Below are 23727 nucleotides of genomic sequence, written 5' to 3'. Positions count from 1 at the left end.
CGATGAAATTCAATGAAGAGTTATTCTATGAATGGTTACTGGATAAGCCATCAATTAAGCGTAATTCAACCAAACGGAAAATTGCGCATTGTATGGTTTGCCTGCTTGAACTATATGTTGAAAACGAAGGAGAAAAGGTACAGGCTCACTATTTGTATGAACGTGCTGGTATCACAAAAGCGACACTTCATTATGCCGTCGGCGGGATAAAAAATTTATGGAAAATGATCGGTGAGGCAATGCCTGATTATGCGCGTTGCTTATCCCAGGAACAACAAGCAATTACTGACAATATATGCGTGGATAACGTACAGGATAATGCAAAGAAAAGTCGTGCCAATCTCCCTGGTGTTATATTAATGGATTATCCGTCAGCGCTAAACCTCATGATACGGCGTGATTACAGTATCTATCGTGCAAATTGGGTCGAGGGGTGTGTGAAATTGCACTGTGATAAGCACCGACCTGATGAACATGCCAAATTTTTATTTATCACGCCTGATGGCATCGCTATTTCTTGGAATCCGTCGGTTCAGGATCAGCTGGCCGAAAACTGGGCGGTAATTCCCACCCATATTTGAAAAATATTATCAGTTAGAACCTTATTATCGAAATGGCAAAGAAATTCTATTACTTCAATGTCTCATTCAGTCAATCAGGGCTGGAAGCGCAATCGGTGATCGTGAAACATCCCACCCCACGGCTCACACATCTTCGATTACTTGAGGCTCAAACAAGTCTGGGCGTTTACGCTAATTCAGTGATTACGGGAGTAAGTTTTTTGGGGAAAATGACAGAAAAGCAATGGAATGAGGAGATATAACCATGACTGAATGTTCAGCAACAAATCAAACCGGCTCACAGCCATTACCGACATCTGTGGCATTATCTTCTGGTCGTGATAAACGGACGCTTTTAATTGTGATTATCGGTTATGAAGGTATTGAGCGGTTTTCGTTAGAGTACATCTTTGTTTAAGATTCAAGGCAGAATGTGATGAACGAATGTGAAATTAAGCGTATGAAAGAAGGTATCTCTGAAAGAATGGAGGCATTATTATTTATACGGTATCACATTGGTAGTTTTCCAGAGAGTATGGACTCCACGCTGACAGGCTTGCTTTTCAAAAGCTGGCGATTTATCAAATCACACGAAAACGAAATATTGTTTGCTAACGGTTTGCAACCCGCCATCACGAAAAGTGAATTTGATTTGAGTAATACATATTGGAATAACAGCGTAAAAAAAGGCCATCATTGAGATGGCCAAAAAGTGAGAGAGACTTATATATTATAGGAATAATTGTTAACTATAAGGTGAGCATGGTGCGGTTATTATTGCCTTTAAGGGCATACAGGAATTGAAAAACGGCATCCATTGAATTGTTATTTCGAATAGACAGCGCAGTGTTCATAGCTCCGGTAATGCGAGCTTGTTCTATCAGCTCATTATCAACGAGATTATTTTGTGCAAGCCACTCAGCAATGTCCGTCCAAGACCATAACGGGCGGTTGCTGTCTACACGTTGAATTGGCGTCGGAAAATCACCGGCTCCACGACTCCCTTTGCTGTAGCGAGATAACGTAACTTTTGTCGTTCCTGCCAGTTCAGCGGCATCACTTAAACTGACAACATCACCCATATCTACCGATAAACACCTTAAACCAGAGATTGATTCGATATTCGCTATAGCAGATGCCACTGCTTTAGCGTAACTTTCGCTTTTCCGTGTGAAGTTAATGTACAAGTTGCCATTATATGCAGCAGGATGCGAGTCACTGCATCCAGCCTCATACAGTGCGTCTGATATATCAAATAAATCATCATCGGTAGTGATTTTCTTTCCACCTACCACGATACTAAAATCGTATTCTCTCATTCTATTTTCCTATCATTGAGAGGTGAGACTTATAAAAGGCCGCCGATTGACGGCCTTGATATTATTTGCACTTATCTACCAATGAGATAATGTCTTTTGCGTGGTTTTGAGGGCTATCAGGTGTCCCCCAAACTGATTTTTGGTGGCATTTATCTTCACTGCCACAGCGTAATATTCCCACAGCATGGCCTTTTCCAGTACGTTTGATATAGATCCAGCCTTGAGACACAGCATATAAAATTGCCGCATTAATCTCTTTGTTTTTATGATACGAGATACAAAATACTCCTTTTAAGTCTCACTTTGTTAAAGAACACGGTTGTCCAATCTCATCAACCAACTGGTAATAATAGTAACCATTTATCGTTGTTGTGTCAACTATTGTTACCGGTTTTTGATAGTGAATCTCTTTATATCACCATATAATCACTGCGTATTTTATTATTAACTCATTGTAATTTATGGATTTTTATTTCTATTTCTGGCTTTTTAGGTAATATAAAAAACCATTTAGCATTTTCTTGGAAAAGAGTGTGAAGGAAAAAATCTCCAATATTCATCTGGCCGATGTGCTTCTGAGAGAAAACCGACCTCTGACCGCGAAAGAGGTCATGGACGCCATTCGCCGTTATCATCCCCGTGTTGAGATCGACAAAAATTTTGTCTACGCCCGCTTGAATGTGTTTTGTTCCTCCAAAAATATCATTTGCCTCATGGACACCAGTGTCCGGCCAAGAACATTTGAAATGAAACACATCACACAGGCGCACTTTAAGCCACGTCATGGCATGACTATTGATTTCTCAAAGACGGTCATTCCCGCCGGTGGCATGAGGGAAGATGAAAAAAAGACTGCAAAGAATGCAGTCTTATTACATCAGTTGTGGGATGACCTTATCCGTAGAAGAAGAACGAATATAATCTCTTAGTAAGTAATTTTATTCCGAACAGGATTGCGGAGATATTTGATGTTTGGCGAACAAGGGGGTTGTTTTGTCCCGCTAAGGTAGTAAAGAATTCTATTATTAACTGGCCTTTGCGGGAATCTTAAGTTTGGCGAACAAGGGGGTTGTTTTTACCCCACTGAGGTAGACTCGCTTTTTAGTCGATCAATAATCAATTGCTCAATTTCTTCTATAAGATTGGTACTCAATCTATTAAATTCAAACTTCACCTTACGCCCGTTCGCACTGCGACTTACTCGTGCATATTTATCTTTATTATCGAAAGAAATCAGATCAGCAGTTTCCCAACCTTTCACTGGATTGTTCGATGTCATCAATTCTAAGGAAACCGTTAAATCATCCATGATGGAGCGCTGTCTCCTTTCTATATCAATGACATCACCTATTTCAGTTTCAACAGCAACTTTGGCACATAATTTATCGAAATTGAGTTTATTCTTTTCTGCTAATCTCTGGATTTTTGCTATACGTGAATAGAAGCTATTTGGTATACCTTCTGAATCAGGGAAGATAGATATAAATCTCTCATCAATCAACGCAGCTTGAATACGTTTACGGACGGATTCCACGCTTACACCTAAATACTGTCCTAATTCCTCGTTAGTATTAAACCCAAGTGATCTCATTTTTTCTTGGTATTGCTTTCCTACTTCGCGGAATGAAAATTTCTTCGAACTTTGCGATGCGTTGATCAGTGCATTAATATCTTCTGTTGTCAGATCATCCGGTAACACCCACAATGGCAAATCTGCCTTTACTTTTAGGCAGCAATATCTACGCCGGCTTCCCTCAATAAGGACAAATTTATTACTGCGTTTAATTGCAACACCTTCGGTGTCTACTCCTCTTAACCGGATCTGTTCTAGGATATCACGAACTGCGTGGTCATCTAATGCATTTTGGTTACGCGGGTTCATTTCATGAATGGTAGTTAGGTTTTCGACTTGATCGGCACTGATAACAATGTGTTCAGCTTCAACTTTACGACCATCGGAAAGGGTAAATAAACGTTTTAACTTTGATACAGCTTTCAATGAAGGCAAACCACTTCTTTGTTCAAAGCCAGTTCTCTTTTGCCCACTCAGATAAATATCTTTATTATTACCACGTTCTATATCTGTCATGGCTTATCCCTCACTTTTCGTAGAGATAATTTTTATCTCATTTATAAATTGTTGGTATACCGATTGCACAGACATCTCAGCGAGATCAAATTGCTTAGGTGAACACAATTCTTCTGATTTTTTAATATCAAGCACAGTTCGACCTTTTTCTGCCGCAGCAACAAACGCCTCAGAGTGTTTGATATTAGTTGTCATAAATTTGTCTTGAACAGTTCTGACAAGTTTATTGAGAGTACGCATTTCATGTTGACTTTTATCATCAACATTCACTGCAAGAATTTTCATCCATTTGATATTTTTGCCACGTGATGGGAACTGTTCCAAACGGGAAGCAAGCGTCAACATGTAATTTGTGGTTGAAGCAAAATCATACTCACGGGGAGTAATTGGCACCAATAATCCGTCAGCAGCTTCAGTAACTGACCAGATAATCGGAGAATCTTGCGGCGGAGTATCAATAAAAATTAAGTCATATTTCTTTCTTAGAATCGGTATCACAATATCGCGGAATCGGGTTAGTAGAGCATTTCTTTCTTCTTTGCTCACACTCCAGTATATGTCGGTAAATCTATCATCTGTAGGAAATGCAGGAATTACATCAAGATTCGGCAAGTGAGTACTAAACGGAATGTTACTAATGATTTTCTCTTCTGAATACCCAACGTTGAGGTACTTAGAAAACTCACCTTCTGGTTCATAGTTGGCAAGTAAGATATCTGTTATTGTCAGAAAAACGTCATCCTCAGTGGTTGAGCGGATCATGCTACCAATAGAACCTTGAGGGTCAAAATCAATAATACAGACACGAGCATTCAGATTTAGATCCAGAGCGGCAGCAGTGCCTAATGTCACTGTAGTTGTGCTTTTTCCCGTCCCACCCTTATGATTTTCCGTGACTATAACTCTGGGGATATACGTATCACTATATTTAGGTGCGCCCAACGCATCCATGATGGTTTGAACATCAAAACGTGTATAAAGATGATTTTTATTCTGATAAATAGGTTCACTTATCATTTTCTGGTTCTCTAATTCAGCCAGAATCTTACTAAATGTGTTTCTGGATTTTCCAAATAAGTCAGACAATGCTTTCTTATTCATGCAGTGGTTGTAAATCAAACGATCTAGCCCATCGACCTGTTCATCTGAAACATTTACACGAGAAGACTCAGTAATTGATTCCTTGAGTGAACACTGTTCGCTTTTCATACGCTGCCCGATGGCGGATATGTCTTCTAATAATTTCATAAATGTATCTCCTTTATTGTTTAAGTGCATTATAGATGCGATTAAAACAAAATCAAGAAATGAAGTAATGATAATGTAAAAGTGCATTTGAATGCACAAAAACAACATTTAATGCACTGCGTGTTATTTTAATGTAATTTGATGAGAGTGTTAAATAAACAAAAAGATAAGATTAGGTAGATATGGAACAGTAAAAATTGTCAGTTTAGTTGGATAAGAACAATTTGTGACTCAGTAACATACTTCTAAATTGCGTTAATCAAACATATTAAGGCTTGTGTATCATCACCGATATTGAGCATTTACTTTGGTTGATAGGGATGAACTGGCAGGAACACGTATCAAACTTCAACAGACTACGCGCTGAAAAGGGGATCAGTATCCGTGAATATGCCGAACATTATCATCTGAACCCGAATACCGCCCGGCGTTATCTCCGTTCGGCCAGTCCCCTCTTGCCAGATGATCAAGGCAATGATCACGCTGCGAAAGATGATCATCAACCTACCCAAAGTGCTGCTAATAAAGAACTGGAAAAAAGCCGGAAAAGCCGCGCCAATACGAGTGTTAAACCAAATAAGACAAAGGTGGGAGCAGACACCGGTGATCATCGTCAGCAGGCCAATCACCTCAAAAGCCAAAACGCGAAAATGATCATGCCGCCAGCTGAGATCGTCGCACACCAGAAATTGCCACGGGGAGCCGGTCGCCGCTTGACGGTGGGCAATGAACTGTCCATGAAACATGGCCGATATGCCAGCCCCCGAAGTATAGATGTAGACAAAGCCGAGACCTTGATGGATACCGGCTATTTGGATGTATTAGAAGTGGATTTGATGCGACGGGCACTGGCACACTTTGCACTCGTGGAACGAGTACGGGATCGCTCCATCGAAGAGTTAGAAAAACAGGAGGCTGACTTTGATTCCGGCGATGAAGGTGCGCTGCATCCGGTATTTAAGCAGCTCAAGATGCTGAATGACTGTTCGTATGCCATGACCGATTTTATGCGCACCATGACCGCCATCAAACAGGGGTTACTGAAGGATCGCCGTGAAGAGGAAAAGCACGCGGTTAAGATGGGGGAGACGACGGTTATCGCCAATGCTTATCACCTTCAGCAGGAGCAGGGCTGGGATGCCATGCAAACGGCGATTTATATCGAGTCCAACGGAGGGAAAGTGCCACCCGCCTTGTTGGATAAAGTGCGCCACGACCTGAAACAGTCGCAGGGCGAGGAGGTGGATAACGAAATTATTGATCAGGATGAACTGGACAGGCAGGCCAGGGCGTATCGGGCGCAGCAAGCCGGACGTGATGCCTATATTGTTGTTAAGCGCCAGCAAGTTGATGAAATTGTCGATAAAGGCGGTTACGGAGATGTTGATCATCTGGGCGAAGGTCGCGAAGGCGAATTGCTGGATGCGTTGGACGACGAGCCGGACTATGACTATGAGGCCACGGAGGATATTTATCATGATGGGGACGCGCGGTAGTGGCATCAGGACGAAAGAAACAACGCAGCGTTGTCAGTGATCCCCGCTGGCGGGAGATAGTCATCAAATATCGTTACGACTGGGGACTGGCCGCTGTCCATCTTTTCGGTAAAATCCCCACTTGGCAACAAGACCTGATTTTGGAGTCGGTACAGGAGTGCGGCAGCAAAACCAGTGTTACTTCCGGCCACGGAACGGGCAAATCCGACATGACTAGTATCATGATCCTGTGTTTCATCCTGTTCCATCCTAACGCTCGTGTGATCATTATTGCGAACAAAATTCAGCAGGTGATGACGGGCATCTTTAAGTACCTGAAGATGAACTGGCATGAATGTATCCGGCGCTTTCCGTGGCTGCAAAATTACTTTGTGCTGACCGATACCGCATTTTACGCGCTGGGAGGGAAGGGCGTCTGGACGGTCATTCCCAAAGGCTTCCGTTTGGGCAATGAAGAAGCGCTGGCCGGTGAACACGCCGAATACCTGTTTTACATTATTGATGAAGCGTCAGGGGTGTCAGATAAAGCCTTTGGTATCATTACCGGTGCGCTGACACAGAAAGATAACCGTATCCTGTTATTGTCCCAGCCAACCCGCCCCAGTGGGTATTTTTACGATACCCACCACAGCCTCGCCAAACACCCCGATAACCCGAATGGTCTGTATGTGGCGATTACGCTCAATTCAGAGGAATCTCCCCTGGTTGAACCGGAGTTTATCAAAATGAAGCTGGCCGAATACGGTGGCCGTGACAGCGTGGAATACCAGATCAAGGTATTGGGCCAGTTTCCGAAATCCGTCACGGGGTATTTATTGGGACGGGATGAATGCGATCGGTCAGCCAGACGTCAAGTGTACCTTGAAAAGGGTTGGGGCTGGGTCGCTCTGTGTGACGTCGGTAACGGGCGGGATAAGTCCATCCTGAATATCTGTAAAGTCTCTGGTACTCGTGGTGATAAGCGCCGGTTGGTGAACTACAAACTGATAGAAATGGACGGCGCTTGTGATCCGGTGGAGTTTGGTGAGTTTATTCATCTGGAATGTGATCCGGCCGTGTATCCCAATATCAGTCTCGTGGTGGACAGTGATGGTGTGGGTTCTGACACGGCGAGTATCCTGGAGCGTCGCGGCCGTGATGTTCAGCGCATCCGGTGGGGTAAGCCAATGTTCAGCAAGTATGATCGCAACCGGTACATCAATCAGCGGGCTTACGCCAATATTGCCGCACAACGGGCGATCCGTCATGGCCGAATGCGGCTGGACAAAAGCCAGAAGACCGCGGAACAAGCCTCAAAAATCCCGGTCAAGATTGATGAGAACGGGCGCTGGGTGATTATGAAAAAAGAAATGATGAGAGCGAAGCTCAATATTCGCTCTCCGGATAGGTGGGATACATTTTGTTTTGGTATGTTGTGTGACTTTGTTCCCGCTTATGAAGACGTCGGTTTTGAAGAAGTCGCTACCCGTTCTGAAGCAATGAAATATCTTGATGATTATGATGATTTCTCGTCAGTTTCCTGAACCGACGAAAGCAAAGGCAACATGACCTCATGGTTGCAATAGCATGGATTTCATATCATTCATGTGTGTGGGTTTACCGAGTTAATAATATTGCGTTTTTTGTTTCACATATTGTTGTGCTTGCAGTTGTGCTTTTGCAATTCTGTTCAAGCGTTGTTCTTCTTTTTGCTTCGGATCATTTTTTTTATAGGGGATCGGGCTGGACTTAGGGGGGTTGTCCGCCACAAATTTCCGTGCGGCTTCGGCGCGCTCAATATCAGCAATGAGGTACAATGAGCCGCTAGAAAACAGGGAGCACCATACCGGTGAAATAAGGTCATAGCAGCTGGGACAGGTTTGTTTTTCGCCACAATTGATGTCATAAGCATCAGGGGCATTCAGGCTGTTTCCGTCAATAATCACGCCATGCGCACTGACGCGATAACGTTCATCTTTCGGATTTTTAACGCTTTTCCTGGTCAGTTTCTTAACCCTATCCGTGTTGTCCGCGCCGATATCCAGTACAATATCCCTGTAACCGCTTAAACGGCGGCGAAACCGCGTCCCTTTCGGGTACGCCTCCATCATGATTCTGTCCTGTTCCAGATCAATGATGGAGAACCGATTTTTCTCTTTTACTTTATACAACTGATTCAATTTTTTCTCTATTTTTTGGAGAATTTCTTCACGGAGAAAGTTTTGTGTGCTGGTGGCCTCGAATATGCCCACGGTGAAGGTCTTCACGCCTTTGAGAATGTCAGGGACAGGGGCATAAATTTTCGAAGGAACTGAGGACAGTCCCGCCGCCCGTTTGCCTTCTGCCCACTCCGCGAATTGTTGCCATGCCAGCCGTAATTCTTCCGCCCGTTGCAGGGTCATTTTATCGGTCAGTATCGCAACAGGGCGGTAAACCGCGCCCTGAGCACTGATATCGACATAAATTGCGTGGCTGAAGACCATCTTCATCCACTCATTCCGTGTTTTCAGAAAGTCTTTATACCTTTCCTCAAAAATTCTGTCATTGAAAGCGTCCATGAAACTCACTCCTAACGGTCATATTTTACACGCATTATATTTATAACTTTATCAGGTTTGCGAAAAGTAATAAAAAATTAGTTAGATATTTCCTGTTAAAAGTAACAATTGTCGGCTTATTTCAAACTTTTCAGCGTATGGAGCAAAATGGTACGGTAATCACAGGAGGAACCGTCGGAATGGATCACACACTGGAGGGTGTACAGATGGCGGGTGAGGATATACGGAAGTTCACAGTCATGCAGATCCAGGTTCAGTTCGTTTGCCAGCGTGATCAGGGTTTGTGTGGTATAGCGTGTAATTTCCATTGTCTTCATTGTTCCTTGGTGTGAAGAAAATCTGGTCTGATAGTAAAAGTACCGCCAGAAATAAAAAGGAATGAGATTATAACTTTGTGAAACTAAAATTCTCCCGCCTCGTATTAACTCCGCTCATCATTCCCTCTACTTTTGGGCGGGATTGACAACAATCAGATAACTTCGCATAATGGTACTTATGCGAAGTTAGACAGAAGGAAAACGGGCAGGGCGTGACCGTCAAACGTGAAATTGTCAGGCTATGTAACTATTGCAGTAGGAATACGGTCAGGATGGACTTGTATTTCGCCCGCCTGAAACGGACACGGTTAGTGATAAATAGCCGACGATTTTTGTTAACAGTAAATGATGCGTGTACGTGAAATCTGCGCCCCTCGTGGGGTTTATTACGTTACTTTTTACGTAGCGCAACCAATAAAGAGAGGATGTTGATGGCAGAGGAATTGAAGGCGGTTGGCCGCGACGTAGTGCTGATAGCGGATAATGCGGATCTGAATGACGAGGTGCTGCGCAACCTCAAGGCCTTTATCAAAGACAAGGACGCCTTTGCCGACAATACGTGGAACCAGTTTTTGATCACGGTGCGCAAATGGTGCCAGTGGTGTCTCGCCAAGGGGCGTCCTTATCTGCCGGTGGAAGCGGATTATATGCGCGATTACCTGTGGGAGCTGCATGAACGCGGACTGGCACCGGCTACCATCAGCAGCTGCGCCGCCATGCTGAATTTGTTGCACCGGCAGGCGGGCTTGATCCCCGCCGGCGACAGCCAGAAAGTAAAACGCGTGTTAAAAAAAATCCACCGGCTGGCTATCGTGAACGGCGAACAAGAGGGACAGGCGATCCCTTTCCGGATCGCCGATCTGAACCGGCTGGATGCCGCCTGGCAAGCCTCGGCTCAACTGAAAGACGTCCGCAATCTGGCATTTTTGTTTGTGGCCTACAATACCTTACTGCGTGTGTCCAACCTCGCCCGCCTGAAGGTCAGCGACGTGATGTACCAGCGCGATGGCAGTGTGTTACTGAATGTCGGTTATACCAAAACGATTGTAAACGGACAAGGGGTGGTGAAAGCGCTCAGCCCCCGTGCCGCTGTCCGCCTGCTGGCATGGCTGGAAGTGTCCGGCCTAAGCGTGCACCCCGATGCCTATGTGTTCTGTCGGGTGCATCGTTCGAATCAGGCGGTGGTGACGACAGGGGTACCGATGAGTAACCGTGCGCTGACCCAGATTTTTGCAGACGCATGGGCGGTCGTGTACGGTGAACATCAACAGGCCAAAAACAAAGGCCGCTATGCGACCTGGACAGGGCACAGCGCCCGTGTGGGGGCGGCGCAGGACATGACGGCATTCGGCTACAGCCTCGCCCAGATCATGCACGAAGGCACTTGGACCAAGCCGGAGACAGTGCTGGGCTATATCCGTAACCTGGAGGCGAAAAAGAGCGTGATGATTGAGCTGGTGGAGGGGGGCGCCGATGAATAACGGTACGCCTGCCCTTCTGGACTTTTTTACTTTTTGGTATCGACTCTACAAATTCCAATTGGTTAATGAATAAAAATTTATTTATTCCGTCAGTATTGTGTTGCGCAACAAATGACTTGAGTTTACCTAGTTTTAAGTTGCATCCCCTTACGGGAGATCGAAAGGGTATTTGGGCGGTAAGCGTATCAGGAAACTGGCGGTTAACTTTCGAATTTCACGACGGTGATGTTTATATACTGAATTATGAGGACTACCATTAATGACTAAACATATGCCGCCCCATCCGGGGCGTTACATTTCTGACGAGATGGCGCATTTAAATATTAGTCTGCGAACTCTTGCGCGGGCGCTGGATGTCTCCCCGTCAACGATTGGGCGCGTAGTGGAAGGTCGCACAGCGGTCACGCCAGCTATGGCGGTGCGTTTGGCTAACGTGATAGGCAGTACGCCGGAAATGTGGCTGAGGCTTCAAGAGGCATACAGTTTGGCGCAAGCCAAACAGGAAATAGATTTAACGCGTTTAACGCGATTGTTTACACCTGTACAGCACTCACATCCAGCGTAACGCTGGATAATGCTATTCCACCCGCTTTTAAGTGACAGTAAACAGGCTTGCTCCCAGAAAAAGAAAAGCCGGTGTATCAACACCGGCGCTTCTGAGCGCACAAATCCAACCCAAACAGGGTGTTTTTGCTGAATGATGCGATCAGGATATCAGGAAAAAGGCACTTTGTACCAGCAATATACTTAATCTTCCTGACGTTTAGTGGGAAGCTCTCTCCCTTTAGTCGATTTAATCGCCTCTATTGCATTTTTGAATTCCTCAAAGGCTTTTTCATATTCCTTCATTTTTTCTGTTAGGGTAGTGATGATTTCGTCTTCTAACTCATGGCTATGACAAAAATTCTTTTTGTACAGGATCAAAACTTGCTCTGCGAAATGGTCATCGTCAATGTAAAAGTAACAGGGCGGTACATCGAAAATTGCGGCAAGTTGGCAGGCAACATTGTATGGCGGTGTTAAAACCCCTCTTTCATATTGGCTTATTTTTACTCTTGCCCGCTCTTTGTCTTTTACCCCAAGTGCCTCTCCGACTTCTCGTTGTGAGAGATTTTTGGCTTTTCTTGCATCTATTAATCGTTGTGAGTTCATATTATAAAACTTATTTTTGGTTGCATCTTGATTCTTTTTTAACATTGTTACAGAATGCAAAACAGGGATCTTAAATAGATTCTGGGTATCTTAAAGAGACACTATCATTTGCGCTTTACTCTTAAAATTCGTTCTAATCACCAGGGAATTTTAAAATAAAAAAATAAAATTATAACAGATGTAACTATTTGACATTTAATATTAAAGCTAAATCAAGAGGTTTATTTTGGTTAAGAATATCCCATACTTTCAAGAAATTGAGTTTTTAAGAGGATTGCCTTGGTCGTCTGAAAATGTTTCGAGGTTGTCCAGTCAAATTGCTGCACGTATTTCCGTTTCTCAAGATCCAGTTTTGGCGGGGCTCTCTTGTATCTTTATTCTGATAAAGGTATTTCGTGATGAAGGCCATTCAGATCTCTTATTATACAAATACGATCTAGTGGCCTTAGAAGTGATAGAGTTTTTTTATTCTATATCTTGCCATAAGTCAGATAATAAATATGAGTAGTCAACGCAGTGAACATGTTGATAAGAGCTTTCTTGAAAATACGGTTGCAATGAGTTCTCGCAATTATTGATTCATACGATAGTAGTCATGCAGTGATGAGGATTGTATTTATTTGTTATTACCTGTTGAGTGAAAGGTAAGTGGGAAATAATTTTTAGAGATTTATTTTAATTACCTGTGAGATAAAACCTAATGAATAAAAATCTATCAATTGCCATTGGAAATCGTATCAGAATGCGTAGAAGGGTATTAAAGTTGAGTATGCTATCCTTATCTAAAAGTATTGGCGTATCTCAACCACAGCTCTTAAGGTGTGAAAAAGGCGTGCGTCAAATATCTGCGGCTCAACTTTTTCGGATTGCGATAGTATTAGATACTCCACTTGAATGGTTTTTTACGGATTGTTTTCTTTATTTTGGAGATGTAGCCATCCCAAAAAAAACGATAAAGAATGAATGCATGCATTAAATAAATAGGTTAACACTTATGTATGATAGCGATAAAGATAAATTACGTAGTTATGAAAAAATGCTCCGTGACGATACATTGATATATGATAGTGATGAAAATATTAATAAAGATATCTTAGAGAGTATTATTGGTAGAACTTTGAGCGATTTACCGTGGCAGTTTGATTATCCCAGTGATTTAGCCCAAAAAATTGAAGACATTATTAAATCATATGATGACCATGAAAAAATAGTGCCGACAACTATATGTATTTTCTGGTTGTTATCAAATAAATTTGACTATGAACAAGAAGGACGTTCATGGTTTTTGTCTAAAGAAGTTAAGCAAAAATTTGTAACAGTTGCTCGTCTTTTATTGACTCATATAATAAAGGCTCATACCTAGCTATATAGTATTAAGTGTAACGATGTCCTTCTTCAAGCCGCTAAGGAAAGTGGTTTGTATTGTGTCGAAATGCCTTCATAATCGTAATTATTGCTTTTCAACTTTTAGAACAAAATTTAAATTTTTAGAATAAATATCCAATCAAACCATGCTCGCGCCCTGTAAACATAACTCCAACTAGAACAGAACGTCGATATTTGCACTTCTACTTATTCCCGTAATAGTCCTAATATCACCACAAATTTCTACCACCATACCAATACGTACCACGCAAACGAATCATATCTTCAACAAATTTTTTTATTTTTAGTCATAATCTTGCTCTTGGCTCCTGATAAGTTCTATAAAGCGTATGTTCTTAATTTACTTTTAAATTAAAGCTCAATTCTAATATGAACTCAAATAGAGTCAGTTTCCTATAGGAGTTTTATATCATGGCTAAACCAGTGCCTGTCGTTATTTGCCGTACACATCCCAAAGCAGTTATCCCTACCTATCACACTGAGGGTTCAGCGGGGTTCGACCTGAACGCCGTCGATTACCAGTTATATACGAATATCGACGATGGCAGGTCACACCTCGCTTACTACATCAGAACGGGGATAAAAGTCGCTATTCCTGAAGGGTATTGCATGAAAATATATGCGCACAAAGACCTCGGACAAAAGCATCATGCCCGCCCTGCCGAGTGTGTCGGTATTATCAATTCTGATTATCATGATGAAATCGTCATTAAGCTGGTTGTTGAATCAGGAGCGAACCGTCTGACCTTCAGAGAGGGCATGTGTGTTGCTCAGGGCTTGATTGAAACAGTGACCAAGGCATCGTTTGAAGATGTCACTGAGGAAAAATTCGCTGAACTGAAAAAAACAGAACAGGCAGCGGATCAGACCACCAGCATCGATAACCCCGCTGAGAGTGAACCCCGTTCAGCAGAGAAAGACAAAACGTCAAAATCAAAGGCTGATAAATAAGGGTAAATAGTGATGAGAAGGTATATTCTGGCGGATAATTTCACGCTTAACCGGAGTGAAGAAGGTAACTACGCGACTTTTGATCTCAACATCGCCACCGCGTTACTGACAGGCTCAAAGCTGGAAGGCATGACCGATGAAGGGGATGCCATAATGAAATCCCCTAACGGGCTTGATTGGATCATTGTCAAAGAACAGGACTGGGAACGGGAAAAAGTCTTAATGCAGCAGTACAGCTGTCCTTGCTACAATCCCATGAATAACGAGCTATTCACGCGCGTTATCATGCGCCAGTACCCGATGACGATTAATCCGATTGTCACGGCAAACGGTGCGCTGGTGGGGCAATGGCGTGTCTCCTCCAATGGTGCATCTACCGGTATTCCTGTTACCACGGCTTTTCAGCACAAATTGCCTGAATTCTGCGTTACTCAGTCTGAAAATATGGCAGAAGCCATCGTACATAATGGCTTAATGCAAGCCGGAATTGGCCGTATGGCATATTTGTATTTTCAACATGATATGGATAGCTATGATGTGGTTTTCATCTCACCCCAAATAGCGGAAGTCATTAAACAAGAACCAGATTTCTGGGCGTACTGTGTCCGCGCCGCTGAACTGGATCAATATGCGGTGATTGGCGTTCCTGACGAACAAAAGCTATTGGCCGTTGAAAAAGCGAAGTTAATGCTGGTGACTCAGGTGGCTGAATACAAGCGTGACAGTGCGCCAGAGCCGGATGATAGGGTTATGTCGCAAGAAGATGCTGGAGAGTAACCGGTCACTAATAGGGGGCTTACGCGATGCCCCCTGATAGCTTTTACGCAGTAGCAACAAGTGTACACCCTGATGGGCAACCGCAATCGACTTTGTTTCCTTCCAGTGCAACGGCTTTAAATAGTAACGATCTTTTCACATACTTTTACCATCCATTATGCCCTCTGTTAAATCTCTTTAAGTTGAATTCCTGCCACTTGTGGCGGGGGTGTTTATTTAATATTTATGAGGATCTAGGTATATATCGTGTGCAGCTCCGTCCCGCCATTGAAAAATAAGCCTCCATTGAATGTTAACTCTAATACTCGACCATCCTTCTATATACCTTTTCATAATAGTGAGAGTATCAGCATGCGGCGTTCCTTACCCCGCGTGTCACGCGGGGTAAGGAGTACTCCTATCATTTTGAAAAGCTATTTAGAGAACCGGATAAACGCTCATAATTATTTCTCGGAGGGGGAGAATAAAGAACGTTCTGTTGTAGCTGATTCGATAATATCGAGTTTTCTTTTCAGCGATGATTCTATTGTTATCGGAATATCCTTGCTCCGCTTGCCATCTAAATGAGCAGAAACTTACAGTTTAACTTTCATGATAATGTGGTTCTATTCTTTCTCATTCAGTATTCGTCTGAAATGACCAAATTTTGCATATTATTAAAGAAATTAATAATTAAATCTGTAAGATATCGAGTGCAGCCCTTCACTCATTTTTTTATAAATATTATCGATGAAGTGCCGATTAATAATTAATCGAAAACGGAAGAGTGAGAAAAATGAAAAACAACAAGGAATCTCTGTACCTACAAGAACTGGCTTATCTGCGAGAAAAGATGAAGTTGGCCGCCGCCGAAAATCCACATTTAGCCAAGTTTCTGGAGCATCCCAATGATCCGGATATCCAACGTTTGCTGGAAGGTACTGCACTCCTATCTTCAAACTTGCGCAGCACCGTTGAAGACGATTTTTCGCAAGTTACCCATGACATGTTGGGTCGCATCTGGCCGCATACCCTGCGCCCTGTGCCACCGACGACTATCATTCAATTCACACCCCATCAGAGCGTTCATCAGGGTGCCGTCGATATCCCTAAGAACGTCCCGATAACCACCGGTGAGGGAGAACACACGTTACGGTTTCGCACCTGTCGTCCCCTGCATATTGAGCCTCTCATTGTCCTGGATAAGCAGATCCAAAAAACACGGGAATACAGCGAGATCATTGTAACATTGCGCCAAACGGGCACGGTTTTAGACCGTTGGCAAGTGGGATTACTGCAATTTTTTCTCGGCACAGACCGTGAGCGGGCGGCTCAACTGAGTTTGTGGCTGGAACGGCGCCTCGATAATATTTACCTGCGCACGCAAAACGAAGAAAAAAGGCTCAGATACAGCAGTTTGTACAAGTGTGATGCCCATGACCATCACAGTATACTGCCCACAAGCCATAACCATTTTGACCGTCTGCAACGGATGACGGAATACTATTGCCTGCCTCATGTTTTTGATTTTATGACCTTTGATGCGCGGGATTACCGCGAATTGCCGTTAAACCGCGACGGGTCATTTGAACTGGTATTCAGGCTGGAAGGCGAGCTGCCACTGGAAACGGTGGGCGATGCGTTCCAGCTAGGCTGTGTACCCGCGGTGCATCTGGATACGATGGTCAGTCCGCCGATCCCGCTGGAGGAAAATCACGCGCATTATCCCCTGCCGTTATCAGAGACGGAGCGGTTATTTCGGTTACAGGATGTCCAAACGGCCAGACAACCCGGCGGAAAACAATCTCACGCTAAAACCGCTCATTTCCAGCCGGTGACTCAGTTCTGCGAAAAAAGTGGCTGGCTGCGTGATGAAGGACAACCCGATAATCTCTATTTCCAACCCCAGCTCGCCATCGATCTGCTTGGGCGTATCCAGAACCGGCTCTATTTTCTGGGGGCGGATGGAAAAGAGGCCACCAAACTGCCGTCCCAACCGGTTTGTGCACACTTCATCGGCTACCATACGCAGGCCATGACATTGGGACCTGGGACGATCACTGAATCCCAGGAATCGGTGCCTGCTCATCTGTGTGCCTGCAATATTACCCCTGTGTCACCGGATTTTCCGCCTATGGTGATGGGAAAATCCGACTGGGCGCTGATTGATAAGCTCAACCACACGCCGTTTTTGCTGTTCAATACTGAATCCCTGAAAGATTTTCTGCGTTTGTATGATTGTTATACCGGCCATGATCGCACACTCAGCCGTCGGATACAGCAACATATTGACGGGATTGTCCGTCTGGATGCCCATTTTGACAGCCGCCTTGACTACGGTCCTGGGAGACTGGGGGGCGTTATTAATGGCAACACCCTGCATTTGCACCTTAATCCGGCCTGTTATGAAAATGACGGCATCATGTACCAGTTCTGCCAGGTGATCAGCCAACTGCTGGCGAGCTTTGTTGTCAGGGATAACTTCATCATGCTGGAAATTTATCGCCAGGATGAACAGACGGCGTTATGGGCATTTCCGCATCAACTTGGGCTGCGCCGTGAAATGTAATGAGATGAAACCGAAAATTAAGGAAACAATCATGCTAAAAAGTGGATTACGCTTTGTTTGCCGGATAGGGGGATTACCTGAGGGGACATTTGCGGTAGCCGATTTTACCCTGCGGGAAGGGCTTTCCGAGCTGTTCACCCTGAACCTGACGCTGGTTCAGTCCCTGCCCGACAATCCCTTTAAACCCAAGACGGAAATTGATTTAACCGCGTTGCTGATGCAGCAAGCGGTATTGCAGGTGTTTCACGATGAAACAGAGCAACGCAAAGTCACCGGCATCATCGCCCAGGCAGATTGGGTAGGCACCGATGGTAACAAAACGCTGTATACCTTCACTGTGCGCCCCTCCCTCTGGCGGCTGACGCTCAATCAGGACAGCCATATTTATCACCGGCAAAGTGTGCCGGATATCATGAAGCTGTTGCTGAAAAAACATCATGTTCGCGCTGATTCAAAGCTGGAAGATGCCCATCAAAGCAGGGAATACATCACCCAGAAGCGGGAGTCCGATTATGCTTTTTTTTGCCGGTTAGCCGCAGAAGAGGGGATCAGTTTCTGGTTTGAGGATGAAACCCTGTTTTTCAGTGACAGCCACCTGCCTATGGCGGCAGACCTGACGCTCAGTTACAATGCCCAGCCGGAAACGGCGCACGGGATCGATACGATTTATCAGGTTCGCCTGGGGGTGGGGATGACGCCCCAACGCACCATCAACAAGGATTTCAATCCCGAACGGCCGTTTTACGCGCTCTCCCATCTGGAAAGCAACCCGGACTATCAGGCAGTTGGCACACTGACGCCGTATACGGTTTACGAAAGTTATGGCCGTTTTCAGAAGGATGCCGAAGCTAAACCGTTCGTTAAGTACCGCCACGAAGCCCTGAAAAACCAGATGCAGAGTGGCAACGGGAAAAGTAACTGCATCAAACTGATGCCGGGACAAATTTTTAACATCGTTGCCCATCCCCATACCCCGCTCAATACCTGCTGGCAGATTGTCGGGATCAGCCATCAGGGTCGCTGCCCGCAGGCACTGGGTGACAGTGGCGGCGAGGGCACCACCCTCAGCAATCATTTCAATTTTATCGATGGCTATGCCGATTACCGCCCGCCGTTTCATTATAAGCCCCTGGCGGATGGTGATGAGAGTGCCACCGTGGTCGGACCGGAAGGCGAAGAAATTTTCGTTAACAAAGACGGCGCAATTAAAGTCCATTTCCACTGGAACCGCTACGACAAAGCCGATGACAGTGCGTCCTGCTGGGTGCGGGTGGCTCAGGGCTGGAACGGCAACGGTTTTGGCTTTATGGCAATACCCCGTATCGGGCAGGAAGTGATAGTTTCTTACCTTAACGGCGATATTGACCGGCCAATAGTGACCGGCAGTGTCTATAACGCCGTCAACCGCCCGCCGCTGGATTTACCCGCCGCCAAGACCCGCACCACGTTTAAAACCAAAACCCACAAAGGCGAAGGCTTCAACGAACTGCGCTTTGAGGATGCGAAAGGCAGCGAAGAAGTGTTTATTCATGCGCAAAAAGACATGAAAAACCAGGTACTCAATGATGAAACCAGCAATATTGGTCATAATCGCACACACCATATTAAAAATGATGCGCATTTACGTATTGATAATGAATACCGTGTACAGGCAAACAATGACATTTCGTTGTCAACCGGACAAAAATTTCATATCAAGGCAGACGATGCCCTGTTGACACAAAGTGGTAATGAAATTCATCTGAGTTCCGGTGCCAAAGTGGTGATTGATGCGGGATCTGAACTGACCATTCAGGCCGCAGGGCATTTTCTGAAAATTGATGCGGGTGGGATCACCAGCAGTGCTGTCGTTAACATGGGGAGTGGCGCACCGGGTAATGGCTCCGGCTGGGGCGGCAAATTACCGGATATGCTGGACAAACTCAAACAAATCAACGTAGCACAGGCGGCGACAGAAACTGTCTTGACCGCCCCCCTTGAAAAAATTTGTATCAGTTGCTTAATGAAAGCGGCATCAGACGGTTCAGCGATGGTCATCAGAGGGAAATCATGATCTCAGTATCACCGGAAAAATGGCAGGAATATCAAAAAACACACCCCGATATCAAAAGATATGCGCTGGTGGATGGTCTCCAGTATGAACGCCTTTTCAACGAGGAATTCACTTATGTGGCAGGGTGGAATAATCCGCTGTTCAGGCGCTTTCCTGATTCAACCATCGCTTTTGCCGGACCGTGGTTGTTTGATACCACGCGTCACACTGGCTCTGTGGAGCAATTTTTAACATTGGAAAAAACGTATCCGGCGGTGTCATGGCTGTATACCCCGTTGTCATTGGATGCCCTTACTCGCCATTTTGAACCTTATCTGAATGTTCAACTTGACAGTGGGGAAACCGCGCTGTTGCGTTTTTACGATCCGCGTGTTCTGCATCAAATCCCGGCTATTTTCGACCAGGCGCAGTTAACCGCATTCACACAACCGATGGATGAATGGCATTACTGGCTGGATGGTCAGTTTTATTCTGTAAAAGGAGCACAAGGATGATCAAACTCAGTCAGGAACAGGTAGACAAGTTCATTGATGCGGAAGATGAGGCCTATATCACTCAAATTCGGCAACAGATCCAGACAGAACACGCTGAATTAGTCGGACACGAAAGCGAGTACAGTTTGCATATGCGGCTCAAAGCCGCGTATCTGGATTTGATTGCAATGGGATTCAAAGAGGAAAAGCTAATACGTTCTTACCTCTATTTTGTTGCATTTAACCGCGATTATCACGATTCACCGGAAATTAAAAATATGTTGAACGCGGAGGATAACCCCGAACAACAATATCGTGATTATCTGCGGGTAGTGGATAACTTAATGAAAAGGAGACATTAATATGCCAGTCCCTTTAGTTCTTGGCGCACCTGCCGCTGGAGCGGCTCTCGTAACCGCTGCGGAATGGACGCTTGCTGCCTGCGTTGCGGGATTAGTTGCTGTGGGTATTATAGATAGTATTGATGATGCTCCAGATAAATCTAAGAATAAAGAACGTGATGAAGAACAGGATATTAAAGATGGAGAAACGTCAGCTGATGCTCGTCTTGCAAAAATTGCTGCTTCTGGCTCTTTAGCCCGTTCACGGGAAAAATGTAAATCATGTCCTGCCAGTACCGGTGTTACTGAGATTAGAAAAGCAAAATACGATATAAATTTTCAATACCAAATATTTATTACAAAACACCCTTGTGGCGATAATTGGGTTAAAGAATGGAATTATGCTTCCGTTTCATTTGATGGATTTCAGGTTTCATCTTGTTTATTACAAGAAACCAAAGCGAAATATGATAAATTTTTTATAGAAGACAGGGCTATTCTTAAATTTTGGAGTGGATCTGTAGGTATAATAGCTCAAGCGAAAGTACAAAGTTCCGTTGTCTCTGCTACTCCGCCCAATAAATTATCTTGGTATTTTATGCAACCAAAAAGTTTTGCATATTATAAACGATTGTTTGCGGGAAGAGGTTACGTAATGACCGTTCACCATGTTCCAATGGCATAAGGTAAATAGAAATGAGTGAAATTAATTTCAATATAGCATTCAAAGAAAACACGACTGAGCAATTTGATGTTTTATTGGATACTCTTTATTTTTTTCTTAATGAGTTGAACAAATGTGATGAAAAAATAAATGCTTTTTATGCACAGGCTGAATCTTTAGAAGAGGCTTTGGAAAACAAGATCATTACAATTGATAGAGAAATAAACTCTGAAGCCCAAGAGTTAATTGGTGAATATTTACCTTACGCTACTGGCGTATGGGATGGAAAAAACGATAAGCCAATGTCACTCACTGTGAGTGAACAGAATGAAACTTTTATTGCTATCTCTGCTGAAAATCATGTAGGCGTTTACAATAAATCAAAATTAGTTAATTTCATCAAGGCAACTTCAGAAAAATACACATTGCAACTTTTTAGTGTGGCTTTCAACGTAGGAGATCCCGTTTTTCCTGATCGCCCTGCTATTGGTTGGATGTTATATCTTCCACAAAAAATAGAAATGCACCCTATGTTAATGAAGTTTGGTGTTGAACTTATTTCTATATCCACACCATTAAGCACGGGTACAATTATAATTAGTAAAGATGATTATAATTGCATGAGTAAATCAGATCAGCAACTGTCTAATGATATCGAGATTGCATTACGTGATTTAAGTCTTTTACCTTTATACTCTGATGTTTATAAAAATAATTGACATCGCCATATTGAATATAGACGGCGGCACATGATGCCGCTTAAACAGATATGAATATGACTGATATTACATCATTTCACACACCTTTATAGACCAATAGGAAATGTCAATGTCTATTTTATCATTAAATATAGAAATATATACCGACAGGAAAGAACCGTTAACCACAAAAATGGCTCTGACTGACTTACATAACATTATCCAACAAATGAATACATTTTTTGAAAGACATAAAACATGGTATTTATCGGGTAATACACGCCAAGAGGCTTTGCAACGAGTTGCTTTTAATCAACAAGGAGCAACGGAAGCAGCAATAAAAGAGTTTATTGAAGATTATACAGAAGAAAATCAAATAGTTATTTCTGTGGTGTGGGATGGAGAAGATTATAACCACTCATGTCAGAGGTATAACTATGCCCGGTAAAGCCGTTATTCGATTAAACGATGCAACAGATCATGGCGGTAAAGTTATTACCGCTATTGATGGATATGTTTATCAGGGGGTTCCTATTGCCGCTAAAGGTGATTTAGTGGTTTGCCCGCAGTGTAAAGGAATTTTTCCGATTGTAGAAGGCAGTGATGACCTAAAACATCAGGGAAAACCCATCGCATTAAATGGAATGCGCACGGCCTGTGGTGCAAGACTGATTGCCAGTCAGGTCGGGTTTCGTGCTTGATATCGTATCATTAATGAAATAATCAGCTTTGAGTCTATTATTTCCTGGCTGATTATCCTCAAATGATCATTACAAAGAGAAGTTATATGAGTGACTACTACTTGTTTGTCGCATTTAACCGCGATTATCACAATGCACCGGCAATCAAAGATATGCTGAATGCGGGGGATAATCCCGAACAACAATATCGGGATTACCTGCGAACACCGGATAATTTAATGAAAATGAGACATTAATATGCCAGTCCCTTTAGTTCTTGGCGCACCTGCTGCTGGCGCGGCTCTCGTAGCCGCTGCGGAATGGACGCTTGCTGCCTGCGTTACGGGATTAGTTGCTGTGGGTATTATGGAAGGTACGAAAGATACGACAGCCGACGATATAGAAATTAAACCTAAAAAACCGAAAACACGTACAGAAGAAGAGATAGAAAATGATATTAATATTGGCAAAGCGAAATCAAAAGCTCGAATTGAAGAAATTGAAAAATCTGGTGCATTGTCTCGTTCGACTGAAAAATGTAACTCTTGCCCTGCTAGCACAGGGATAGCTAAAAATGAGAGTAGAAATTTTGGTGATCCAATTAATTTAAAATATCAAGTTTATATAACTAAAGCACCATTTGGATCAGGATGGGTTCAAGAATGGGATTATGTGAGTGTATCCTTTGATGGATTTCAACCACCATCTTGCTTGTTACAAGAAACTAAAGGTGCTTATGACCAATTCTTTATAGCTGAAGGGATGTTGAAAAAATTTTATTCTGGGGTTAGAGGAACTATACAACAAGCACACACACAGAGTTTTGTGGTTGAATTAACGCCGCCTAATAAATTAGCATGGTATTTTATGGAAAGGCTAAGCTTCATGTACTTTAAAAAACTTTTTAAAGAAGATGGCCTTATTATGAGCGTTTATCATGTTCCAATGGTTTAATTA

At 43.6% G+C, this 23727-nt stretch carries 30 protein-coding genes and 1 pseudogene; 24 read left to right on the top strand and 7 right to left on the bottom strand.

Going from position 1 to position 23727, the window contains the following annotated elements:
* Nucleotides 1–2 precede the first annotated feature (2 nt).
* The 4 genes from Xedl_RS14270 to Xedl_RS14260 are packed head-to-tail and all read left to right on the top strand — an operon-like array spanning nucleotide 3 to nucleotide 1260.
* Entirely contained in the window at nucleotides 3–581 is a 579-nt protein-coding gene (locus Xedl_RS14270; protein WP_074024498.1) for a Thoeris anti-defense Tad2 family protein, read from the top strand.
* A gap of 32 nt (nucleotides 582–613) precedes the next feature.
* Nucleotides 614–823 carry a hypothetical protein gene (locus tag Xedl_RS14265; protein WP_074024497.1) on the top strand — a complete coding sequence of 70 codons (210 nt, stop codon included), beginning with the start codon at nucleotides 614–616 and terminating at the stop codon, nucleotides 821–823.
* Between the two features lie 2 nt (nucleotides 824–825).
* Nucleotides 826–978 carry a hypothetical protein gene (locus Xedl_RS27885; protein ID WP_158024383.1) on the top strand — a complete coding sequence of 51 codons (153 nt, stop codon included), beginning with the start codon at nucleotides 826–828 and terminating at the stop codon, nucleotides 976–978.
* 18 nt (nucleotides 979–996) lie between these two features.
* On the top strand, nucleotides 997–1260 hold the full coding sequence (locus Xedl_RS14260; RefSeq protein ID WP_074024496.1) for a hypothetical protein: 264 nt from the start codon (nucleotides 997–999) through the stop codon (nucleotides 1258–1260).
* A gap of 49 nt (nucleotides 1261–1309) precedes the next feature.
* On the opposite strand, the gene Xedl_RS14255 is transcribed toward Xedl_RS14260, so the two are convergent.
* Nucleotides 1310–1879 (bottom strand): hypothetical protein, encoded by a 570-nt coding sequence (locus tag Xedl_RS14255; RefSeq protein WP_074024495.1) that lies wholly within the window; start codon nucleotides 1877–1879, stop codon nucleotides 1310–1312.
* A 533-nt stretch (nucleotides 1880–2412) separates the two neighbouring features.
* Between Xedl_RS14255 and Xedl_RS25785 the strand changes: the two genes are divergently transcribed.
* Entirely contained in the window at nucleotides 2413–2808 is a 396-nt protein-coding gene (locus tag Xedl_RS25785; protein WP_143187446.1) for a hypothetical protein, read from the top strand.
* 146 nt (nucleotides 2809–2954) lie between these two features.
* On the opposite strand, the gene Xedl_RS14240 is transcribed toward Xedl_RS25785, so the two are convergent.
* Together Xedl_RS14240 and Xedl_RS14235 are read right to left on the bottom strand one after the other, a co-directional pair.
* Nucleotides 2955–3968 (bottom strand): ParB family protein, encoded by a 1014-nt coding sequence (locus Xedl_RS14240; protein ID WP_074024492.1) that lies wholly within the window; start codon nucleotides 3966–3968, stop codon nucleotides 2955–2957.
* Between the two features lie 3 nt (nucleotides 3969–3971).
* Nucleotides 3972–5216 carry a ParA family protein gene (locus Xedl_RS14235; RefSeq protein ID WP_074024491.1) on the bottom strand — a complete coding sequence of 415 codons (1245 nt, stop codon included), beginning with the start codon at nucleotides 5214–5216 and terminating at the stop codon, nucleotides 3972–3974.
* A 275-nt stretch (nucleotides 5217–5491) separates the two neighbouring features.
* Here Xedl_RS14235 and Xedl_RS14230 point away from each other — a divergent pair, with 275 nt between their 5' ends.
* The gene (locus Xedl_RS14230; protein ID WP_143187445.1) at nucleotides 5492–6712 is read left to right on the top strand and encodes a hypothetical protein; all 1221 of its coding nucleotides are present in this window, start codon (nucleotides 5492–5494) and stop codon (nucleotides 6710–6712) included.
* Nucleotides 6712–8235 carry a terminase gene (locus Xedl_RS14225; RefSeq protein WP_074024489.1) on the top strand — a complete coding sequence of 508 codons (1524 nt, stop codon included), beginning with the start codon at nucleotides 6712–6714 and terminating at the stop codon, nucleotides 8233–8235. The genes Xedl_RS14230 and Xedl_RS14225 overlap by 1 nt, the downstream gene beginning before the upstream one ends.
* A gap of 81 nt (nucleotides 8236–8316) precedes the next feature.
* Here the strand turns inward: Xedl_RS14225 and Xedl_RS14220 are convergent, their stop codons facing one another.
* Together Xedl_RS14220 and Xedl_RS14215 are read right to left on the bottom strand one after the other, a co-directional pair.
* Nucleotides 8317–9249 carry a hypothetical protein gene (locus Xedl_RS14220; protein WP_074024488.1) on the bottom strand — a complete coding sequence of 311 codons (933 nt, stop codon included), beginning with the start codon at nucleotides 9247–9249 and terminating at the stop codon, nucleotides 8317–8319.
* Between the two features lie 116 nt (nucleotides 9250–9365).
* Nucleotides 9366–9557 (bottom strand): hypothetical protein, encoded by a 192-nt coding sequence (locus Xedl_RS14215; protein WP_074024487.1) that lies wholly within the window; start codon nucleotides 9555–9557, stop codon nucleotides 9366–9368.
* 440 nt (nucleotides 9558–9997) lie between these two features.
* On the opposite strand from Xedl_RS14215, the gene Xedl_RS14210 reads away from it, so the two are divergent.
* From Xedl_RS14210 to Xedl_RS14200, 3 genes and pseudogenes are all read left to right on the top strand, one after another.
* A complete protein-coding gene (locus tag Xedl_RS14210) occupies nucleotides 9998–11047 on the top strand; it encodes a tyrosine-type recombinase/integrase (RefSeq protein ID WP_074024486.1) in 1050 nt (349 codons plus the stop codon).
* A gap of 110 nt (nucleotides 11048–11157) precedes the next feature.
* A pseudogene (locus tag Xedl_RS39350) lies at nucleotides 11158–11307 on the top strand (type II toxin-antitoxin system RelE/ParE family toxin); the annotation flags it as partial.
* Complete coding sequence (locus Xedl_RS14200; RefSeq protein WP_074024484.1) at nucleotides 11307–11612, top strand: HigA family addiction module antitoxin; 306 nt, start codon at nucleotides 11307–11309, stop codon at nucleotides 11610–11612. The pseudogene Xedl_RS39350 and the gene Xedl_RS14200, both read left to right, overlap by 1 nt.
* 182 nt (nucleotides 11613–11794) lie before the next feature.
* Here the strand turns inward: Xedl_RS14200 and Xedl_RS14195 are convergent, their stop codons facing one another.
* Nucleotides 11795–12244, bottom strand: coding sequence for a helix-turn-helix domain-containing protein (locus Xedl_RS14195; RefSeq protein WP_074024483.1), 450 nt, complete (start codon nucleotides 12242–12244; stop codon nucleotides 11795–11797).
* A gap of 655 nt (nucleotides 12245–12899) precedes the next feature.
* On the opposite strand from Xedl_RS14195, the gene Xedl_RS39345 reads away from it, so the two are divergent.
* The 4 genes from Xedl_RS39345 (at nucleotide 12900) to Xedl_RS14175 (ending at nucleotide 15313) form a co-directional block, all read left to right on the top strand.
* The gene (locus Xedl_RS39345) at nucleotides 12900–13175 is read left to right on the top strand and encodes a helix-turn-helix domain-containing protein (protein WP_083600345.1); all 276 of its coding nucleotides are present in this window, start codon (nucleotides 12900–12902) and stop codon (nucleotides 13173–13175) included.
* An 18-nt stretch (nucleotides 13176–13193) separates the two neighbouring features.
* Nucleotides 13194–13562, top strand: coding sequence for a hypothetical protein (locus Xedl_RS14185; protein WP_074024481.1), 369 nt, complete (start codon nucleotides 13194–13196; stop codon nucleotides 13560–13562).
* A 434-nt stretch (nucleotides 13563–13996) separates the two neighbouring features.
* Entirely contained in the window at nucleotides 13997–14536 is a 540-nt protein-coding gene (locus Xedl_RS14180) for a hypothetical protein (protein WP_074024480.1), read from the top strand.
* Nucleotides 14537–14548: 12 nt separating this feature from the next.
* The gene (locus Xedl_RS14175) at nucleotides 14549–15313 is read left to right on the top strand and encodes a hypothetical protein (protein ID WP_074024479.1); all 765 of its coding nucleotides are present in this window, start codon (nucleotides 14549–14551) and stop codon (nucleotides 15311–15313) included.
* Nucleotides 15314–15529: 216 nt separating this feature from the next.
* Here Xedl_RS14175 and Xedl_RS39340 read toward each other — a convergent pair whose 3' ends face one another.
* Complete coding sequence (locus tag Xedl_RS39340; RefSeq protein WP_083600344.1) at nucleotides 15530–15646, bottom strand: type II toxin-antitoxin system RelE/ParE family toxin; 117 nt, start codon at nucleotides 15644–15646, stop codon at nucleotides 15530–15532.
* A gap of 442 nt (nucleotides 15647–16088) precedes the next feature.
* On the opposite strand from Xedl_RS39340, the gene Xedl_RS14165 reads away from it, so the two are divergent.
* The 10 genes from Xedl_RS14165 (at nucleotide 16089) to Xedl_RS14125 (ending at nucleotide 23724) form a co-directional block, all read left to right on the top strand.
* Complete coding sequence (locus Xedl_RS14165; RefSeq protein WP_074024478.1) at nucleotides 16089–17861, top strand: type VI secretion system baseplate subunit TssF; 1773 nt, start codon at nucleotides 16089–16091, stop codon at nucleotides 17859–17861.
* A gap of 31 nt (nucleotides 17862–17892) precedes the next feature.
* Nucleotides 17893–19914 carry a type VI secretion system tip protein TssI/VgrG gene (tssI, locus tag Xedl_RS14160; RefSeq protein ID WP_074024477.1) on the top strand — a complete coding sequence of 674 codons (2022 nt, stop codon included), beginning with the start codon at nucleotides 17893–17895 and terminating at the stop codon, nucleotides 19912–19914.
* The gene (locus Xedl_RS14155) at nucleotides 19911–20408 is read left to right on the top strand and encodes a DUF4123 domain-containing protein (RefSeq protein ID WP_074024476.1); all 498 of its coding nucleotides are present in this window, start codon (nucleotides 19911–19913) and stop codon (nucleotides 20406–20408) included. The genes tssI and Xedl_RS14155 overlap by 4 nt, the downstream gene beginning before the upstream one ends.
* Nucleotides 20405–20749: a hypothetical protein gene (locus Xedl_RS14150; RefSeq protein WP_074024475.1), complete on the top strand. Its 345-nt coding sequence runs from the start codon at nucleotides 20405–20407 to the stop codon at nucleotides 20747–20749. Before Xedl_RS14155 ends, Xedl_RS14150 begins: the two co-directional genes overlap by 4 nt.
* Nucleotide 20750: 1 nt before the next feature.
* On the top strand, nucleotides 20751–21413 hold the full coding sequence (locus tag Xedl_RS14145; RefSeq protein ID WP_074024474.1) for a Tox-REase-5 domain-containing protein: 663 nt from the start codon (nucleotides 20751–20753) through the stop codon (nucleotides 21411–21413).
* Between the two features lie 11 nt (nucleotides 21414–21424).
* A complete protein-coding gene (locus tag Xedl_RS14140) occupies nucleotides 21425–22111 on the top strand; it encodes an Imm52 family immunity protein (protein WP_074024473.1) in 687 nt (228 codons plus the stop codon).
* A 109-nt stretch (nucleotides 22112–22220) separates the two neighbouring features.
* The gene (locus Xedl_RS14135) at nucleotides 22221–22538 is read left to right on the top strand and encodes a hypothetical protein (RefSeq protein WP_074024472.1); all 318 of its coding nucleotides are present in this window, start codon (nucleotides 22221–22223) and stop codon (nucleotides 22536–22538) included.
* A complete protein-coding gene (locus Xedl_RS14130) occupies nucleotides 22528–22791 on the top strand; it encodes a PAAR domain-containing protein (RefSeq protein WP_074024471.1) in 264 nt (87 codons plus the stop codon). Before Xedl_RS14135 ends, Xedl_RS14130 begins: the two co-directional genes overlap by 11 nt.
* A gap of 86 nt (nucleotides 22792–22877) precedes the next feature.
* The gene (locus Xedl_RS27880) at nucleotides 22878–23027 is read left to right on the top strand and encodes a hypothetical protein (RefSeq protein ID WP_158024381.1); all 150 of its coding nucleotides are present in this window, start codon (nucleotides 22878–22880) and stop codon (nucleotides 23025–23027) included.
* Between the two features lies 1 nt (nucleotide 23028).
* Nucleotides 23029–23724, top strand: coding sequence for a restriction endonuclease fold toxin 5 domain-containing protein (locus Xedl_RS14125; protein WP_074024470.1), 696 nt, complete (start codon nucleotides 23029–23031; stop codon nucleotides 23722–23724).
* Nucleotides 23725–23727 lie beyond the last annotated feature (3 nt).

The sequence above is a fragment of the Xenorhabdus eapokensis genome (genome assembly GCF_001908105.1).
The sequence above is the reverse complement of the archived record's forward strand: the minus strand, read 5'-3'. Positions and strand labels throughout refer to the sequence as shown.